Origin of the sequence: Aliivibrio sp. S10_S31 (assembly GCF_014694495.1) — a bacterium.
Lineage (GTDB): Bacteria > Pseudomonadota > Gammaproteobacteria > Enterobacterales > Vibrionaceae > Aliivibrio > Aliivibrio fischeri.
The window spans coordinates 122,082-139,157 of the sequence record NZ_JAAUWR010000013.1 but is presented as its reverse complement, the minus strand read 5'-3'; the positions used below and the strand labels follow the sequence as shown (position 1 = coordinate 139,157).

General features: G+C 37.4%; 17 protein-coding genes and 1 pseudogene. 7 read left to right on the top strand and 11 right to left on the bottom strand.

Annotation, left to right across the window (positions count from 1 at the left end; all coding sequences use genetic code 11):
• The 3 genes and pseudogenes from HC728_RS12850 to HC728_RS12840 form a co-directional block, all read right to left on the bottom strand.
• Positions 1-773, bottom strand: a pseudogene (locus tag HC728_RS12850) (IS3 family transposase); the annotation flags it as partial.
• A 127-nt stretch (positions 774-900) separates the two neighbouring features.
• Entirely contained in the window at positions 901-1,467 is a 567-nt protein-coding gene (gene yeiP, locus HC728_RS12845) for an elongation factor P-like protein YeiP (RefSeq protein ID WP_005419180.1), read from the bottom strand.
• An 85-nt stretch (positions 1,468-1,552) separates the two neighbouring features.
• Positions 1,553-2,434: a sulfite exporter TauE/SafE family protein gene (locus tag HC728_RS12840; protein WP_005419179.1), complete on the bottom strand. Its 882-nt coding sequence runs from the start codon at positions 2,432-2,434 to the stop codon at positions 1,553-1,555.
• A gap of 288 nt (positions 2,435-2,722) precedes the next feature.
• Here HC728_RS12840 and HC728_RS12835 point away from each other — a divergent pair, with 288 nt between their 5' ends.
• From HC728_RS12835 to HC728_RS12820, 4 genes are all read left to right on the top strand, one after another.
• Complete coding sequence (locus tag HC728_RS12835) at positions 2,723-3,487, top strand: transporter substrate-binding domain-containing protein (RefSeq protein WP_012533438.1); 765 nt, start codon at positions 2,723-2,725, stop codon at positions 3,485-3,487.
• A gap of 92 nt (positions 3,488-3,579) precedes the next feature.
• Entirely contained in the window at positions 3,580-3,987 is a 408-nt protein-coding gene (locus HC728_RS12830) for a LexA family transcriptional regulator (protein ID WP_005419177.1), read from the top strand.
• On the top strand, positions 3,987-5,243 hold the full coding sequence (locus HC728_RS12825) for a Y-family DNA polymerase (RefSeq protein ID WP_190395588.1): 1,257 nt from the start codon (positions 3,987-3,989) through the stop codon (positions 5,241-5,243). Before HC728_RS12830 ends, HC728_RS12825 begins: the two co-directional genes overlap by 1 nt.
• 173 nt (positions 5,244-5,416) lie before the next feature.
• Positions 5,417-6,760 carry an MATE family efflux transporter gene (locus HC728_RS12820; RefSeq protein ID WP_190395587.1) on the top strand — a complete coding sequence of 448 codons (1,344 nt, stop codon included), beginning with the start codon at positions 5,417-5,419 and terminating at the stop codon, positions 6,758-6,760.
• Positions 6,761-6,817: 57 nt separating this feature from the next.
• On the opposite strand, the gene HC728_RS12815 is transcribed toward HC728_RS12820, so the two are convergent.
• From HC728_RS12815 to HC728_RS12790, 6 genes are all read right to left on the bottom strand, one after another.
• Positions 6,818-7,153: an SPOR domain-containing protein gene (locus tag HC728_RS12815; RefSeq protein ID WP_047863425.1), complete on the bottom strand. Its 336-nt coding sequence runs from the start codon at positions 7,151-7,153 to the stop codon at positions 6,818-6,820.
• A gap of 124 nt (positions 7,154-7,277) precedes the next feature.
• On the bottom strand, positions 7,278-8,714 hold the full coding sequence (locus tag HC728_RS12810) for an amidohydrolase (RefSeq protein ID WP_190395586.1): 1,437 nt from the start codon (positions 8,712-8,714) through the stop codon (positions 7,278-7,280).
• A gap of 147 nt (positions 8,715-8,861) precedes the next feature.
• Complete coding sequence (locus HC728_RS12805) at positions 8,862-9,548, bottom strand: TVP38/TMEM64 family protein (RefSeq protein ID WP_190395585.1); 687 nt, start codon at positions 9,546-9,548, stop codon at positions 8,862-8,864.
• On the bottom strand, positions 9,541-10,125 hold the full coding sequence (locus HC728_RS12800) for a glutaredoxin domain-containing protein (protein WP_130047328.1): 585 nt from the start codon (positions 10,123-10,125) through the stop codon (positions 9,541-9,543). The genes HC728_RS12805 and HC728_RS12800 overlap by 8 nt, the downstream gene beginning before the upstream one ends.
• 175 nt (positions 10,126-10,300) lie before the next feature.
• The gene (locus HC728_RS12795; protein ID WP_130087054.1) at positions 10,301-10,681 is read right to left on the bottom strand and encodes a VOC family protein; all 381 of its coding nucleotides are present in this window, start codon (positions 10,679-10,681) and stop codon (positions 10,301-10,303) included.
• Positions 10,682-10,714: 33 nt separating this feature from the next.
• Positions 10,715-11,275, bottom strand: coding sequence for a TetR family transcriptional regulator (locus HC728_RS12790; protein ID WP_190395584.1), 561 nt, complete (start codon positions 11,273-11,275; stop codon positions 10,715-10,717).
• A 125-nt stretch (positions 11,276-11,400) separates the two neighbouring features.
• Here HC728_RS12790 and HC728_RS12785 point away from each other — a divergent pair, with 125 nt between their 5' ends.
• Positions 11,401-11,853 carry a DUF417 family protein gene (locus HC728_RS12785; protein WP_190395583.1) on the top strand — a complete coding sequence of 151 codons (453 nt, stop codon included), beginning with the start codon at positions 11,401-11,403 and terminating at the stop codon, positions 11,851-11,853.
• Between the two features lie 119 nt (positions 11,854-11,972).
• Here HC728_RS12785 and yciA read toward each other — a convergent pair whose 3' ends face one another.
• Positions 11,973-12,383: an acyl-CoA thioester hydrolase YciA gene (gene yciA / locus HC728_RS12780; RefSeq protein ID WP_005419162.1), complete on the bottom strand. Its 411-nt coding sequence runs from the start codon at positions 12,381-12,383 to the stop codon at positions 11,973-11,975.
• A 349-nt stretch (positions 12,384-12,732) separates the two neighbouring features.
• Here yciA and HC728_RS12775 point away from each other — a divergent pair, with 349 nt between their 5' ends.
• Positions 12,733-14,655, top strand: coding sequence for a hypothetical protein (locus tag HC728_RS12775; protein ID WP_065640377.1), 1,923 nt, complete (start codon positions 12,733-12,735; stop codon positions 14,653-14,655).
• A 67-nt stretch (positions 14,656-14,722) separates the two neighbouring features.
• Here the strand turns inward: HC728_RS12775 and HC728_RS12770 are convergent, their stop codons facing one another.
• Positions 14,723-15,715, bottom strand: a complete 993-nt coding sequence (locus HC728_RS12770; RefSeq protein ID WP_190395582.1) for an MBL fold metallo-hydrolase — start codon at positions 15,713-15,715, stop codon at positions 14,723-14,725.
• Positions 15,716-15,918: 203 nt separating this feature from the next.
• On the opposite strand from HC728_RS12770, the gene HC728_RS12765 reads away from it, so the two are divergent.
• Entirely contained in the window at positions 15,919-16,941 is a 1,023-nt protein-coding gene (locus tag HC728_RS12765) for a LacI family DNA-binding transcriptional regulator (RefSeq protein WP_190395581.1), read from the top strand.
• Positions 16,942-17,076: the final 135 nt, after the last annotated feature.

The window sequence follows — 17,076 nt, the reverse complement described above, 5'->3', positions numbered from 1 at the left end:
GTAAGTAATATCACTAACAAATATCTCTTCAGGAGCTTGAGGTATTACTTCTTTAAGTAAATTAGGATGTTTTTTCATCCAATGCTTACTATAGGTAGTTTTTGTATAACTTCGCTTAGGTTTTACTAGTAAACGCTCATTCCTTAAATAAGAAAAGAAATTATCTCTGCCTAACTTTATGCCATGAGTGATAAATTTTGGTTTAAGTAAAAAATATAATTTTTTACCTCCAATACGAGGCATATATCGACGAATTTCTTGCACCATATTTTTAACCGGTGAAAGTTCAACTGCACGTTTCAAAGCTCTACGTTCTTGTTGGTATATACATTGCCTTGTAATGCCAAGTAGCTGACTAGCTCGCTCTAAGCTAATTATTTTCTGCTTTTGAAGACTTCTTGCTCCTTGGCAATATACTTTTTTCTAAGGCCTGCACCATGCTCTGCGTCCATGATATTTACTACTTCATTAAGTAATAAATTACGCATTCTTTCATCATCAAGCTCTCGCTCTAAACGTTTAATTTTTTGTGCAGGTGATTCTTTTGCTTTCGGTGATTTAGGCATAATAATTTTAGGTGATTGAGACCAGTCCATCTTACCGTGTTTTCTTAACCAAGTAAGTACGGTAGAGCGACCTTGAATGCCATAAATGTTTTGAGCTTGTTTATAGGTCATATCGCCTTTTTCTATAGCGGTAACAAGCTGCAATTTAAAGCCTAATGAATAATCGCGTTGAGTTCGCTTATTCTTTGTTTTTTCTTGATTTGTCATATAAAAGTCCTAAATGTGTAAACACATTTCAGGACGAGACAAAGACATAAAAAAGGCCAGCTATTAACGAATAGCTGGCCTTTTCTTTATGTTTTTAACAGTATTAAAAAATACTATCTAAAAGCGATTAAGCACGGCTCATGAACTTGTGTTCAGTCGTGTTGATTTTCACTTTCTCACCGTTTGCGATGTACTCAGGAACTTGTACAGTTAAACCTGTAGTCATAGTTGCAGGTTTTGTACGAGCACTTGCAGAAGCACCTTTAATTGAAGGAGCAGTTTCTACGATTTCTAGATCAACAGCAGACGGTAATTCGATTGCTACTGGTGCGCCATCAACGATAAGAATTTGAAGACCTTGAGTCTCTTCAGTGATGAAAAGTAGTTCTTCTTCAATCGCTTCTTTGTTGAAGTTGTATGGAGTGTAGTCTTCAGAATCCATGAATACATACTCATTACCATCAACATAAGAGAACGTTGCGCTGCGACGACTAAAGTCAGCTAAATTGATCATGTCATCAGCTTTGAAGCTTTCGTCTGCTTTTGAGCCAGTTGCTACATCGTACATACGCATACGGAACAATGTTGCACCTGCACGGCCACTTGGAGTTAGCTTGCTGATTTCTTTAACGAAAAATACTTTACCGTTGTGTTCAATTGCTGAACCTTTTTTGATGTCACTTGCCTTTGGCATGATAAAAAATCCATAAATAATTGGTAGGTGGAAAATACCACGAACTTTTTATATCTCCAATAACTATGTGACAGAAACTCGCATTTTATAGTGCTTTATTCGTCACTCGACCTTGCTGCCATGAACGTAACATCATAACCGCTGTATAAAGAACCACAAACGCCACTAACCAAGCAAGCATATCGACATCAAGAGACTTAACAATGAACGCCGCAATTAACACGCCAATCGGTCCTGTAATCGCCACCACCAAAGATGCTCTTGAGTTCACCGCTTTCTGCTTAATAAAGCCACCAGCAGAGAAGAAGCATAAAAATGCGCATGAACACATCATAATTGGAAATGCTGCTAGTGGATTCATACCTAACAAGTAAATCATCGTCATACACGGCGCGTATAAACCAATCCCTACCGTCATTAATGCACCAAAAATAAAGTTACCAATAATACCGATAACCAATTTTTCGCCAGTTAATCCCAACGCTTCCCCACCTAGTGGAAATAAATCTAAGCGTCCAGCAAACATCAGCAATGCAACAACGAGTAAAGCGCCAGCCATAATCAAACGGATCAATTGGCGATCAAAATTTGATACCAATCGAGCACCAACGGTTGCGCCAACACATGCAGCAATAATTAAACTCAATAGCGTCGTTAAATCCACATTAACAGCGGTAAGAAAAATCAATGCTTGAAAAACCGTTGCCATGGTTGCTTGAGCATTCAAGGTGCCAGGTAATACTTTGTCATCAATTAAATTAAACTGCTTATAACCAGCCGTTTTAATGGCAAAACTTCCGACACCAAGAGTGTCACAAAAGTTTGCAAAACCACCAATTAGACCAACTGCCCATATATTAGTGTCTTTTTCTGAGTCCTTTTTCTTAAGCCATAATGATACAAGCATAAAAAGGAACGTTAGGCCTCCAATAATAAGGCCAATCTGTAAGAATAATAAAACTGTCATCAATACATCACACAGTTGAAACAAAGCTGAGAATAGTAATTCAGATTAATAAGAAAAACCAGAGCAGCCCTTGTATGGCAAAGGCTTACTCCATTTCCTCAATAACAATTAATCCATATTATTTACATTTGATGACATTCAAATAGATTAGATCAATACATATGATAATCATCCACTTGAAATATGTCTCACTCATGTTTTTTTATCGTTATTTATAGAATGGTTTGATCTGTTTATTTACAAAATAGTGATAAGTTTGTTAGTTAAATTAATAAACAAAAAGATTTGATGATGAAAAAGAAACTTTTATGCATATCTGTGCTATTTGCCGCTTCCTTCACAGCTCACGCAGATCGCTTAGATGAAATCCAAGAAGCCGGAATTATTCGAGTCGGTACAACGGGTGACTATAAGCCCTTCTCTTCTTTCGATGGTAAGCAATTTTCTGGTTATGATATTGATGTTGCTAAATACATAGCAGAACAGCTAGATGTAAAACTAGAGTTAGTTCAAACCTCATGGAAAAACCTCATTCCCGATCTTAATGCTGACAAATACGACATCGCAATGGGCGGCATCACACGTAAAATACAGCGTCAGCTGCATGCTGAACAAAGCCAAGGCTACATGACGTTTGGTAAATGCTTCCTTGTTGCAAAAGGAAAAGCTGAAACTTATAACACCATCGATAAAGTCAACAAATCAAGCACTCGTTTAGGTATTAACATTGGTGGTACTAACGAGATATTTGCTGATACTCATCTACAAAGTGCAACGTTCACACGTTATAAAAATAACCTTGATGTTCCTCAAGCCGTTGCGACAGGAAAAGTTGACGTAATGGTAACCGAAACACCAGAAGCACTTTACTATCAAGCAACAGATAAGCGATTAGAAGCGGCTCGCTGTGACGACCCATTCACAAAAAGCCAATTTGGTTATTTAGTACCTAAAGGCGAGCAAGAATTGCTAAATGCGGTTAACTTCATTATGGATGAAATGAAGCTAAAAGGCGTAGATAAAGAATTAATGAAGAAAAATGCCTTGTTATAAAGTAAGCAGTTAACGATATTTTGTATCTAATCACTTGCTATTTTATTCATTCACACCCAAAATAACACTGTACTTATATACAGTGTTATTTTATGAATGTAATTCCTCTTCACGCCAGTGCTGGTATTAGTGGCTTTGAAAGCCCTGCTGCTGAATATTCTCAGCTTTCTTTTGATCTCGATGAATTATTAATTGAGCACCCAAGTTCAACCTTTATTGGACGTGCCAGTGGTGATTCAATGCAAGGGGTTGGCATTTTTGATGGTGATTTACTCATTGTCGATCGCTATGTAACAGTACAAAGCAATGATGTTATTGTCGCTAATTTTAATGGTGAATTCGTCTGTAAAATACTGGATACACAACGTCGTTTATTAGTTTCAGCCAATGAAAGATATCAAACCGTTCCCATTAATGATTACGATACCTTCACCATTGAGGGCGTTGTTACTCGCTCTATTCGCTGCCACCGTCCAAGTTATTTACTGAGCCAATCATAATGTTTGCTCTGGTTGATGCTAACTCTTTTTATTGCAGTGCAGAGCAAGTCTTTCGTCCTGAATGGCGTAACCGCCCTATTATTGTGTTATCCAATAACGATGGCATGATTGTCGCAGCCAATCGCCAAGCGACAGAAGCAGGTATACCTAAATTTAAACCTTACTTTCAAATAAAAAAACAATGTGAAGAAAAAGGCGTTATTGCTCTATCGTCTAATTATGAATTGTATTCTGATTTGTCGTCTAAAATGATGGAAGTAATTGGACGCTTTGCGCCAGAGCAACATATTTATTCCATTGATGAATCCTTTCTCTCTTTTAAACGTAGCTTTCCCGCAATACCTTGTTTACGTTCACATGCAAATCAACTACGTAAAGCCGTATGGAAAGAGTGTCGATTACCGGTTTGTGTCGGTATGGGAACCACATTAACCTTGGCTAAAGTAGCAAACCATGCAGCCAAAAAGTTCGCAGGCTATCATGGTGTTTGTGTATTGGATAATGAACAAGAACGTTTAAATGCACTCCACCTTTTATCTGTTGAAGAAGTATGGGGGATCGGTCGAAAACTCTCTGAACGTATGCATCAAATGGGTATTCATACAGCACTCCAACTGACCAATATGCCAATCGGCTTAGTGAGAAAAAACTTCAACGTTGAAGTTGAACGTATTGTATTAGAGTTAAATGGAACGCCATGTAAATCATGGGATGTTGCTCGTGCAGATAAAAAACAAATATTTTCAACTCGTAGTATGGGAAACCGCATTACCGATCTTGATGCATTACAACAAGCGTTAGCAAAACATGCGGCTATTGCTTCACAGAAAGCCAGAAAACAAGGTTCATTATGCAAAACATTACTTTGCTTTGCTTCAAACTCACCTCATGATGATAAACCAGTCAATGGACGTGCAACTCACCACTTTGCTTACCCAACAGCCGATGTAAATCATATAACCTCAGTGGTCACACGCATCGCTAAAGAGTTGTTTCATCCAGATGTTCGCTATTATAAAGTGGGTGTTGGTTTATTAGATTTACTTGATGGAAGACATGAGCAATTCGATTTATTAAACCCAGCCCCAAACAATAATCAGTTAATGACTATTTTTGATAAAATCAATCATAAATACGGCACTGATACCCTATTTCTTGGCGCTCAAGGGATAAATACCCAATGGGGAATGAAACGAGAAATGCTCACCCCGCAATACACAACCAAATGGAAAGACATACCTAAAATTCGATGTTAATACCAATTATTCTCACTATTTTCATAGATAATTGTGTGAATTAATATACTATCCAAAAATGAGTTCCAGCTCCCAGATTGGGAGAATGAATTTCGTCAAAGTAGACACCTTTATATTTCCTTCCTAGCTGTATGGTGAAGAGCATCCTCTCTTCCCTTTTTTAAGGACAAACTATGCTTGATAAAAGCAATCCTATTGAACGCCGAATGCAGATCACGACATTAGCGTGGCCGATTCTGGTGGAAATTTTACTGCGTACAGCCATTAGTACCAGTGATGTATTCATGCTTAGTGGCTACTCTGATCTGGCAGTATCTGCTATTGGGGTTATCTCTCAAATCATTTTCTTTTTAATGATCATTTCAATGATGGTGAGTACCGGGACTGGCATTCTTATTGGTCAATACAACGGTTCTGGACGAACTCAACAATCAACAGATGTTGCAGTAGCCAGTGTTGTGCTTGGTGGGATATTAGGACTTGGCCTCAGTTTATTTGCCTTTTTTGCCGCAAATCCTATTGTCATCATGTATGGACTAGAAAGTGACGTTGCAACTTTTGCCTACGATTATTTGATTATTACAGGCTCTTTCACGTTAACCGTAACCCTTGGTATCGTCTTATCTACCATATTACGCAGTAATGGATACTCTCGTACACCAATGATAGTGAATCTTCTCACTGGTGGACTTAATATATTTGGTAACTACTGTGCTTTATATCAACCTTTTGGATTGCCTGTTTATGGTGTTCAGGGTGTGGCTGTTGCGACTGCGTTTAGCCAAGTCATTAATACGATTATTTTATGGATAATGATCCATAGAAAACACATTGCGCTGCCAATGATGAGCTTTAAAAAAATACCTCAAACAACCTATAAAAAGATCATGCATATTGGGGTAATGAATGCAGGTGAAATGCTCTCATATAACTTGTCACAAATGGTCATTGTTTACTTAGTAGTAAGAATGGGTACCGCTTCGTTAACCGCTTTTACTTACGCCCAAAATATTGCTCGAGTCTCTTTTGCTTTTGCATTAGCCGTCGGTCAAGCAAGCCAAATACAAACCAGCTATTACGTAGGAAAGAAATGGATTGAACAGATTCTTACACGAGTTCAGCTCTACTTCTTAGTCTCTTTTGCTGTCTCTGTTGCCCTTACTTGTATCGTCTTTTTCTTTCGTTATGAATTGCTCGATATATTCACACAAGATCCAGAGGTCATAACTTTAACAGCAGGATTAATTGCAGGCTCTATTTTAGTGGAAGCTGGACGGGTATTTAACCTTGTCTTTATATCCGCACTTAAAGGGGCTGGTGATATTAAATTTCCAGTTCAATTAGGGATATTAAGTATGTGGGGAGTGGCGGTTAGCTTAACTTATCTACTCGGCGTTCAATTTGGACTTGGTGTACTTGGCGCATGGCTCGCACTTGCAGCAGATGAATGGGTTCGTGGAATAATCATGGCTCGCCGTTGGCGCTCTAAAGTATGGACTAAGTTTAATCTTATCTAATACCAATCGTAGTAAATAAAAATGGGCAAAAGTAAATAAATGCCTTTGCCCATCCTTTTAGTAAGCTCGGTTATCCTGAGTAAATGACAAATCCATCGCTTGAGGTCGGATCCATGATTTAAATCCGCACTCTACTCTTAAAGAACTTACTATGTCTTTTGCATTTTCATAGGTAGTAAAGTCAGTCACTAAATAATACGTATCTTCTATTTTATATAGTGTCAGCATATTACTACTGCATACTTTGAAATTTAGATCAGGCATAGATGAGAAAGCATAAGCTTGAACTCGATACATCTCATCTTTGTTGCTCTCAGCTTCTTTTTCAAACAATTCACGACCAAAAGAAGTACCGCTGAAAAGTACACCTACTAACAATAAATACTTAAACACCCTATTTATCCGACAATCGATTTAAGGTCGAATAATAAGGGAATCGATCGTCTCATTCTATCCAAAATATGAGAATCTTTTAAAGCCTGACTCAACATCTAAAAATCAGGCTTTTTGTATAAAACTAATCCATCAAACTTTTGGATTTTATCGCTTTTTTAGATAGTTCTTTTGCAAAATCGGCGATATCTGATTCAAACGCTTTAACACTTTGTCGAATATCATCTAATTGAATCGTCTTCATCTGGCGCTGCTCCATGACCACTTTGCCATTTACAATCGTTGTATCCACGTTACTTGGGTTGGCTTGATAAACCAATGTTGCGTATGGATCATAACTTGGCATCATGTTCGCTGATTGAGTTTCAACAATAATGATATCCGCTTTCTTTCCGACTTCTAAAGAACCGATCTCATCTTCCATATGCAATGCTTTTGCACCACCAATGGTTGCCATTTCAATCACTTGTTCCGGGATCATTATGGTTCTGTCTGAGTTTTTTAAGCGCTGCATATTTGCGGCATAACTTAAGGTTCGCCATAAATCCACTTGGTTTGAGCTCATTGGTCCATCCGTTCCTAAACCAACTCGCATATCCGCACGAAACATATCCCAAGCCGGAGCAATGCCTGTTGCCCCTTTCGCATTCGCCATTGGGTTATAAACCACTCCCGCATCCGCTTGTTTTAATAACGCTTGATCATATTGAGACAAATGAATGCCATGAGCAATCACCATACGCTCGTCCAGTACACCAATCTCTTCTAGATACTCAACAGGAGATGTCGCTTTCGTTGGATCTTTAATTCTTGCCTCTTCATTTGGAAACTCAGCAACATGGATTAAAACAGGTACATCGTAATCTTCTGAAAGCTGATTGATCTCTTGAAGCTTTTCTTTACTTACCGTATATACGGCATGAGGCGCATAAGCTGGCGTAATTAACGGATCGTTTTGATACTCTTCAATAAATGACTTCGCATATTGAATTCCACCATATGGTTGTTTTGCATCCACCACAGGGAACTTAATAACCGTTTCACCTAATACGGCTCTTAACCCAACCTCTTTGGTCGCTTTAGCCATTTCATCCATGTGATAATACATATCGGCATAAGTCGTAACGCCGCTTTGTGCTAGATCGATAGCACCGAGCTTAGTGGCATTATAAATCAACTCACGACTTAACTTTTGCGCTTCTAATGGAAAAAAGTAAGCAAATAAACGATTAGAAATGCCTTCTTCACCTAAACCACGAAATGCGATCATCGGAAGATGGTTGTGAGCGTTAATCATTCCTGGCATCACAATACCGTCATTAGCATCAATATTTTTGGGTGCATAATATTGCTCTAGTAGTTTTTCGCCACCAACAGCAATAATTTTATCGTTTTTAACCACCACAACGCCATCATCAATCACTTCCATATCAGCGCTGACGGTTAATACTTGTCCGTTATTGATGATCAAATCTGCATTATATTCTTGTTGTTTTGCCATGGTTCCACAACCAGATAGCAAGACGGCGCTAATACTCAATACCAAGCTTTTAAGCTTCATTCCTAAACCTTAATCATGCCCCCGAAAATAAAAAAAGAAGCATTGGGGAAAATGCTTCTTCTTAATTAATTTAATTGATAAATATAACGATTACGAGATGATTCTGCCCACCAAAAGATAAGATTGTGGGATAGGTCTCTCTATCGACTACTCTTTTACTTGAGAGCGGCGCTTTTGGATCTGTCCCATAATAAATTTAATGATAATTGGGAACAAACCAAGTAAGGCGAGTGAACCTAAAATTTGTGGTGAAATTAATCCAGACAACGAGGTTATTTCTGATAATTGCGTACCTGCATTTAAGTACACCATCGTCCCCAGTAACATACCTAGCTGACTAAACAGATAAAAGCGACCTAACGATATTTTGGTTAACCCCATAAGTAAGTTAATTAAGAAAAACGGAAACACAGGGATCAAGCGTAATGTCAGCAAATAGAATGCGCCATCTTTTTCCACACCGTCATTAATCGCTACCAGCTTATCTTTAAACTTACTATCAACCCACTCTCTTAACAAATAACGGCTGCTTAAAAACGCAATGGTTGCTCCAATGGTACTGGCAAACGACACCAGTAGTAAACTCCACCAAAAACCAAACAATGCAGCGCCAAGCAAAGTTACAACCGCAGCACCAGGAATAGACAGAGCCGTAACAACAACATAAGAGATAAAATAAACGGCACTGTATACAAACAAATTGGCTTGTATGTCATTTTGCACGTTTTGATGGAATGCTTTTACCTGATCTAACGTTAACAAGTGTCCAAAATTAAAATAAACCACAGAAAACGAGATCAAAAGAGCGACAAGTAATATTAGTTTCTTATTCATAGTGCTCTCCTGTTGTTACATTGGTATTCATGATTTTACTTAGCTCATCAAAACCACCTACGTATTTACCATCCAACCAAATTTGAGGTACCGTCACTGGCGTTTTCTCACCAATAATGGCTTTAACCTCTGGGATCATACGATATAAAGCCGCACTGTCTTTCACCACATCGTGATAAATATAGTCAACTCCCGCCTCATCTAATGCGGCTTTCGCTTTAATGCAATATGGACACGTCGCCTTACCAAACACTACATTGCCTTTGATATCATCACGCTTAGCAACTTGAGCTATAACCGATTGAACTAAAACACCACGATTTAATGCTTCACCTTGGCTAATCACTTTATCTTCAACAATGATAATCGGTGCATGCCATGCTTTAAGTTTTAACGGCTCCCACCAGTAAGACAACCAATCTTTCACTTCAAGCTCAATAGGAATACCAGCAAGCTCAGTGTTAAATGTATCTTCAAGAATATCTTTCGTTAAAGTGCACTCTCCACATGGAATATTGACTTTGAATGGGCCCCAACTGCCTGCCCAGCGATATAATGTGATTTTTATTGGTTTCATTGCGACTTCCCCTATCAGCAAACTGATTTACTTAAATTAAACTGAACCGTTTAGTTTAATTTAGTCGAATTTCAGTTTAAGTCAACCTTTATGATTAATATTATCGCTACACGATCTAAGTATATGCTAAGAAAATGCTTATGAGAGATAAGTACTGCTTCTTGCTAATTAAGAGTCACAAATAATTGGAGAGTTCAATTAAATTACCGTCAGGATCTCGTAAATAGACTGAGATTATCTTGCCTAGCGCTCCTGTTCGTTGAATTGGACCATCAATGATAGCCACGCCTTGTGACTCAATATGGCTTTGAACTTCATTAATGGGCGTATGAGTGATAAAGCAGAGATCAGCACTGCCGCTTTGAATCTGTGCCGCCTTAGGTTCAAACTCATTTCCTAATTGATGAAGGTTTATCTTTTGCTCACCAAAAGTAAGGGCAACCCTGCCCTCACCAAAGGTAACGATATCCATTCCGAGCACGTTTGAATAAAACTGACTCGTCACTTCAATGCTGTTAACCGTTAAAACAAGATGATCTAAACGTGCAACTTTCATGATTCATTCCCTATGAAACAAAAACGTAAAACATTATTCAGATTTAAAGATAATACCTAAAAACATTTGGTGAGCGAGTTCAATCAGCTCTGCATCTTTTGTTAACTGTAACGATACCAATAGCCCGTTATAAACTAGTCCTGCTTTTTTAGCCTTTAACTCTGCATCTTTAATATCGTGTCTTTTAAATAACTCGATTAAGAGCTCTTGTGTGCGTTGTTTATATTGCGCACTTACCTCTGTAATACCTTGATCTTCACTGCTGTATTCACTGTACGCCAATTGAAAATAACAGCCATTAAATGATTCAATATCAATACACCCAGCAAGGCCTTCAAAACGAAGTGCAATTTTTTCTTCTAATGTCAGTTCTGTATTTTCAAACAAAGCCTGAACATGAGAAAGAGATTGTTGGCTAAACAGCTCTAATGCATTAGCAATTAAGTTCTCTTTAGATTGAAAATATTTATAAATGGTCGCTTTAGATAACCCCGTCGCCGCGGTAATTTTATCCATGCTCGTACCATGAAAACCATGTAATGCGCACAGCTCTATTGTCTTTTTAAGTGCGTTTACTCTTTTTTCTTCTTTCATACATCACTCTCCATTAATGCTGTGATTTTAGCAAAATAAACTGTTTAGTTCAAAAATTGATTGACAGTATCAAAATAAACGATAAATTAAACTAAACAGTTTAGTTTATTAATCAGGAGATAAAAATGAATACTCAAACTTGTAAAGCCATCTCAGAAGAAACGTCATTAGGTTATAAAATTGGGGTCTTTGGTATCGTACTTACCCTACTTTGGATAGGTATTTTTAAATTTACCCCAACAGAAGCGGCAGCTATCGAGCCATTAGTTGCAAACCACCCTTTAATGGGCTGGATATACGGATTTATGTCAGTACAAATGGTATCTAATATCATTGGCTTGACTGAAATTGTGATTGCAATAGGACTTATCGCTGGCTTCTTTAACCCTAAAATTGGTTACTATTCAGGGATCCTTGCCTTACTTACATTTATTGCGACACTTAGCTTCTTAGCAACCACGCCGAATACATGGAAAGTCGTTGATGGCGTATTAACAACCAACTTCTTTTTATTTAAAGATATTGTGTTTATCTCTGTATCACTACTTGTGATTGAGCATAATAAACTACACCTATGATAGATAACCTATTATAGATAAATAACAGCCTGCTCAATTTTCATTAAGCAGGCTGTTTTTTTTGATGTTAAACAGAGATCACCCTTGCATGTGTAAGCTCTACTTAAGACCAATCTCCATTAAGAGTGCTTTGGAATTGCGCGCGGTTTTCCGTTTGAGTCAATTGCTACGTAATTAAAGGTTGCTTCACACACTTGGAAACGGTGACTTACTTCGTCTTCTTTAATGGGCTTAACCCACACTTCCAAATCAATCGACATTGACGTTCGTCCTACCTTTGTACATTCACCATAACAACAAACCACATCACCCACTTTCACTGGTTTTTTAAACGTAATGCTAGATACTGAAACCGTTACAATACGTCCACCAGAGATTTCTTGAGCTAAAATTGCACCAGCTAAATCAAGCTGAGACATAATCCAACCACCAAAAATATCACCATTAGCATTAGTATCTGCTGGCATAGAAAGAGTTCGAAGAAGTAGCTGCCCTTTTGGTGTTTGGTTAGTGTTTAATTCAGTTCTCAAAACGATTCTCCATACAAAATAATTCTGTGAAAGATATCACATTTTTAAACTATCGTCAGAGGTATTCACTCTAATAAAAGATTTATCCTCACGATGAATTCAATAGTAGTCACCTTGCTCTTAAATCTCTTAATAATTAAATATACAAAATGTTTTGTATTATCATTTTTTAATTACTTTTACATTCATTAAGTTAAGTGATTTATATCTAGCATTCATTTCAGTTATAAAATACTATTCACTAAAAGGCACTTATAAATAATAGCCTTAATGTAGCATGTCGATAATAACGCTGTTTGATTACAAAACAGTACATATATTTATATTAATTAAAATAGAATTATATATTATGAAACATATCTTAACTGCTTTGCTTGCTTTATCTTTATTTGGGTGTGGTGGTGACAGCTCCTCCGACAATAAAGCCGTAGTTAATCATGTAACAACGCCAGAAAAAAACGTAAATCTTGATGGCATCAGTTTAAAGTCAATTATTTACCCAGATAGAATAAATGATTACTCTAACCAAGATCACTTAAAAGTCGTCTTTTCCACAGATAATATTACTGATGGTTCAGAAACCATATCTTGCAATTGGACGATAGATAACATTACTGTTTCAAATGATTGTGAATATCAGTTGAAAGAAAATGAACACCTTTCGCCTATTGTTGTATCTGCTCAACTTAATTATAAAGAACAAGTAACTGAGCCATTCGTAAAAACATTTACTAAGGCATTTCCTATTCAACAAGTGGAAAATAGTTATAGTAAAGTGACTCTGCTTAATACCGGTCAAGTTATAGAATGGAACCATATCCTTGATGGTGAATACGCTTATCAAGCAGAAAGACGTTTTGAAAAAATCCCATCAATGGATAATCATCAGTTTATCGCCATCTATGCACATGCTAATGCCTTCTCTGGTATAAAAAATAATGGTGACTTCTACCTTTGGGGTCCAAAAATAAAAGATAATGTTGATTTAATTGATGCTATCAACGCTGAAGGAGTTAAAAAAGTCACTTCTGCAAATAACTATTTTTCAATATTAACCAATACAAGCAATGTTTATATTATTGGTAGTACTAAAGGCACAACTAAAAAATTAACTATCGATAATGGTATTGATATGTTAACAAGTGAAAGCAGTACTATTATTCAAACTGAAGAAGACAAAGCTTGCTTAATTGAAGATAGCGGAAAAATATCATGCAGTGATATACAAGGCGATATAAAGAATCTTGTAGAGCTAAAATACGATTATAAAGGTAACTACGCGCTTTTAACTGATCAAGGCAATCTATATCGATGGGGAAAACTAGCAAAAGCACAAGGCGAATTAGTTAGCCAAAATGTAGAGACTATTATTGCAAATGATAGTGCTTTTGCTTTTCTTAGACTAGATGGAACCGTTGGTGCTTGGGGAAGCAGAACTCAAGGCGGTGAATTCATCTATGATTATTATAGTTTTGAGCAAACTTACTTTAAAGCCAGTAAGAAATGTGTACCTGTAAAAAATGATGAACCAAACTATGACTCAAGCGATATATATGATCCTGACTATGAACCGGCTTATGATCCAGTATGTGGCCGAGGTTATGAGCAAGTGTCTATTCCTGCGTATTATTCACCAGAAAAAAAACACTCTGAGCATAAATTAGATACTGAACTGACCAATGTTAAAAAAATCGTTGGCGCGTCTGGTTCTTTTGCGGCCTTAACTCTTGATGGTGATGTTATTACATGGGGAACTATCTTCAGTGGAGGTAATATTTACTCAGATAAAGTTAACCATGCAAATGATTTAACCAATATCGTAGATATAAAAACAAACACAAACGGGTATTCAACCATACGACAAGATGGTGATATTACTTCATGGCAAGGAATATGGGATATTGCAGCCGAGATACAATTTGGTGAATATATTAAATATTATTATTATGACCAAAATAGACCGAGCCATGTAGGGTTCTCTGATGCATTTATCAAAGCATCTCCAGATAGTGTTACCTCTTTCACATCAAATGAAGGCGCTTATTTATTAACAGAAAAAGCAAAGCGAGAATCCTCTCCCCACTTCATCCTTAACTCATGGGGATTTAAAGAGCTTGGTGCTGGTTTAACAAATATAAAATTACCTGGAAAAGTCGATAAAGTATTCCCACATAAAACGGGCTTTACTATTTATACTGACCAAGGGCATATTTATAATATTGATGTACCCAATGAGATCGCCGTGCTTAAAAAGGTAGAGACGACGATTTAAGAGATAAGAAACAAATGCATGGATATGGTCTTTATATTGACCATATCCATTTTTACAATGACTTTTTTTAAAACTGCAGTGAATCACCTTGCTCAGGAAAAATAAAGTTTACACCTAGATTATTTGCTTCTGCTAACTGCTTTTGGATGATAATTTTAGGATCTTCACTGTTCTTTAAGCTGTATTTGATGTGACTGATGGCTACATTTAGATCATTTAAAGAGCCTTTACCATTCATGTCTTCAAGCACACTTAATTCTTTAACCAACCAGTTTGGCGTTAAATGTCCAAATAAAGATTTATCTGGGGTTTCGTTGGTAAAAGAAACTTCAATAATAATCCCCTTTAACTTCCCTTGTTTTACAAAAGGAGCTAAAGCAGACCATGCAGTCTTCATTGCCGAACTTTTCTCTACTTCATCAGGTCCTGTATCACCAAAATAAGCAAATACATCCCCTTCACTGTCTTTTAGAATAAAGACCGTAGATTGCCCACCAGAATGAGATAAAGGCAATGACATCACACTCATTGTTGTTTCAGCTATCGAACTCCAAGCACCCGGTTGAAGATCCACATAATTGTATTTGCTCAGTTTAAAGCCTTCACCTTTGTTACCAAAATTAGGCCATGCTGACCAATTAAAGTAATTCTTCATGAGATCTTTATTTGTCGCTGCTAATCCATATATCGGTTTTTTACTGTCATCAGGAGAAGAGATAATTAAACCAGCAACATGGTCTAAATGAGCATGACTGATAAAGTAGCCCTTAATCCTATCCTTTAATAGGTAACCTACTTTGGTGTAAGGCGAACTGTCTGGCACAATAATATCTTTAAAAGCTCCTTTCTGCTCTGAAACAATTAGCCCATTCACTACCGAGCCAGCATCAAGCATAACAAAATTAGAATCCGCCTCACTTTTAATTAAAAAAGCCGTTAAATTACCATCTTGGATCCCACCTTTACTCCCTAACGTAACGGTATCAAAACTCCCTGACTGAGCCGAAAAAGAAAAAACAGACAAACACGTAAATAACACTGCTAATTTATTTTTAAACATATCCAACCTTAAATAATACTGCACACCCTTGTGCTCAATCAGATAATACAATGAGATAAATGAATGATGTATTAAATATTTAAGACTATTGATAGTAAGGTAATTATAAGCGGTATGCTCCACAGAATTTGATAGTTCTAACATCTTTATCGAAAAATCCACGCTACACTTCGACTTAGTGTTAATCACCATAAGTAGTAATCATGGCGACAATCAGTGACGTTGCAAAGTTAGCAAGAGTTTCTACCGCTACCGTTTCCCGCGTAATCAATAACTCCGCTTATGTTGAGCCAGTGACTCTTGAGCGAGTACAAAGTGCCATTCGTGAACTCAACTATCAACGAGATGCAAGAGCCAGCGCCTTAGCTAAAAAAACAAATAATACCCTCGGATTATTAACCGGCAACCTAGCAGATCCTTTCTTTGCCCTAATAGCCAAACACGTAGAAGAAGTCGCACGTAAACATAAATGCCAATTAGTCGTGGTAAGCGGAGGTCATGATGCACAGCGAGAAAAAGAAGGGTTGGATTTTTTGATAAGCCAAGGATGTGAAGCCATGGTGGTTCACGCAAAAATGCTAGATGATGCCACCCTATTACGATACAGCGCTCAACTCCCTTCGATGGTATTGCTTAACCGTACCATTCCACAAATATCAAACCGCTCTGTCTATATTGATAATAGAGCTGGCACCAAAGAATCTGTGGTTCATTTGATTTCACAAGGTCATCGCAAGATCGCCTGTGTCACCAGTGATCTTCCTATTGAAGACAGAACAGAGCGACTTAACGGTTACCGCGATGCCATGGCAGAAGCCAACATTACTATTGAACCAAACTGGATAATAAATCAGAACTTTAGCGAACAAGGTGGAGAACTGGCTGGTGAACAATTATTGGCTCAATGCCCAGAGATCACTGCTGTGGTTACCTTTAACGATGTAATGGCCGCAGGTTTAATGGCTAATTTACATGAAAACAATATTCGTGTACCTGACGATATTTCTATTATTGGGTTTGACGATGTTTTATTGGCTCGATACCTCTACCCACGCTTAACCACAATGCACAACCCTATTGATGAAATGTCGAGCTATGCTGCTGATTTAGCATTAAAAATACAAAACACTGGCTATGTTCCACCATCTAATCATCGCTTTAATGCCAGCTTGGTCGAGCGACAAACCGTTATACCTTTTTCAGATAAACAAGCCCTAAAAGTGTGATGAACATCTTAGGTAATAACTCCATGTAAGCGCTTACATGGGTGCGTTACCTGTATCTCATATTCTAATTAATAGAACTCTTATTATGACCTCATAAAAACAAAACAACCCTACATCTGTTTACGAGGAATACAA

Bases quoted from the DNA above. Each gene is read 5' to 3' on its own strand.
- yeiP (WP_005419180.1), bottom strand. From the start codon at position 1,467: ATGCCAAAGGCAAGTGACATCAAAAAAGGTTCAGCAATTGAACACAAC.
- HC728_RS12840 (WP_005419179.1), bottom strand. From the start codon at position 2,434: ATGACAGTTTTATTATTCTTACAGATTGGCCTTATTATTGGAGGCCTA.
- HC728_RS12835 (WP_012533438.1), top strand. From the start codon at position 2,723: ATGATGAAAAAGAAACTTTTATGCATATCTGTGCTATTTGCCGCTTCC.
- HC728_RS12830 (WP_005419177.1), top strand. From the start codon at position 3,580: ATGAATGTAATTCCTCTTCACGCCAGTGCTGGTATTAGTGGCTTTGAA.
- HC728_RS12825 (WP_190395588.1), top strand. From the start codon at position 3,987: ATGTTTGCTCTGGTTGATGCTAACTCTTTTTATTGCAGTGCAGAGCAA.
- HC728_RS12820 (WP_190395587.1), top strand. From the start codon at position 5,417: ATGCTTGATAAAAGCAATCCTATTGAACGCCGAATGCAGATCACGACA.
- HC728_RS12810 (WP_190395586.1), bottom strand. From the start codon at position 8,714: ATGAAGCTTAAAAGCTTGGTATTGAGTATTAGCGCCGTCTTGCTATCT.
- HC728_RS12805 (WP_190395585.1), bottom strand. From the start codon at position 9,548: ATGAATAAGAAACTAATATTACTTGTCGCTCTTTTGATCTCGTTTTCT.
- HC728_RS12800 (WP_130047328.1), bottom strand. From the start codon at position 10,125: ATGAAACCAATAAAAATCACATTATATCGCTGGGCAGGCAGTTGGGGC.
- HC728_RS12795 (WP_130087054.1), bottom strand. From the start codon at position 10,681: ATGAAAGTTGCACGTTTAGATCATCTTGTTTTAACGGTTAACAGCATT.
- HC728_RS12790 (WP_190395584.1), bottom strand. From the start codon at position 11,275: ATGAAAGAAGAAAAAAGAGTAAACGCACTTAAAAAGACAATAGAGCTG.
- HC728_RS12785 (WP_190395583.1), top strand. From the start codon at position 11,401: ATGAATACTCAAACTTGTAAAGCCATCTCAGAAGAAACGTCATTAGGT.
- HC728_RS12775 (WP_065640377.1), top strand. From the start codon at position 12,733: ATGAAACATATCTTAACTGCTTTGCTTGCTTTATCTTTATTTGGGTGT.
- HC728_RS12770 (WP_190395582.1), bottom strand. From the start codon at position 15,715: ATGTTTAAAAATAAATTAGCAGTGTTATTTACGTGTTTGTCTGTTTTT.
- HC728_RS12765 (WP_190395581.1), top strand. From the start codon at position 15,919: ATGGCGACAATCAGTGACGTTGCAAAGTTAGCAAGAGTTTCTACCGCT.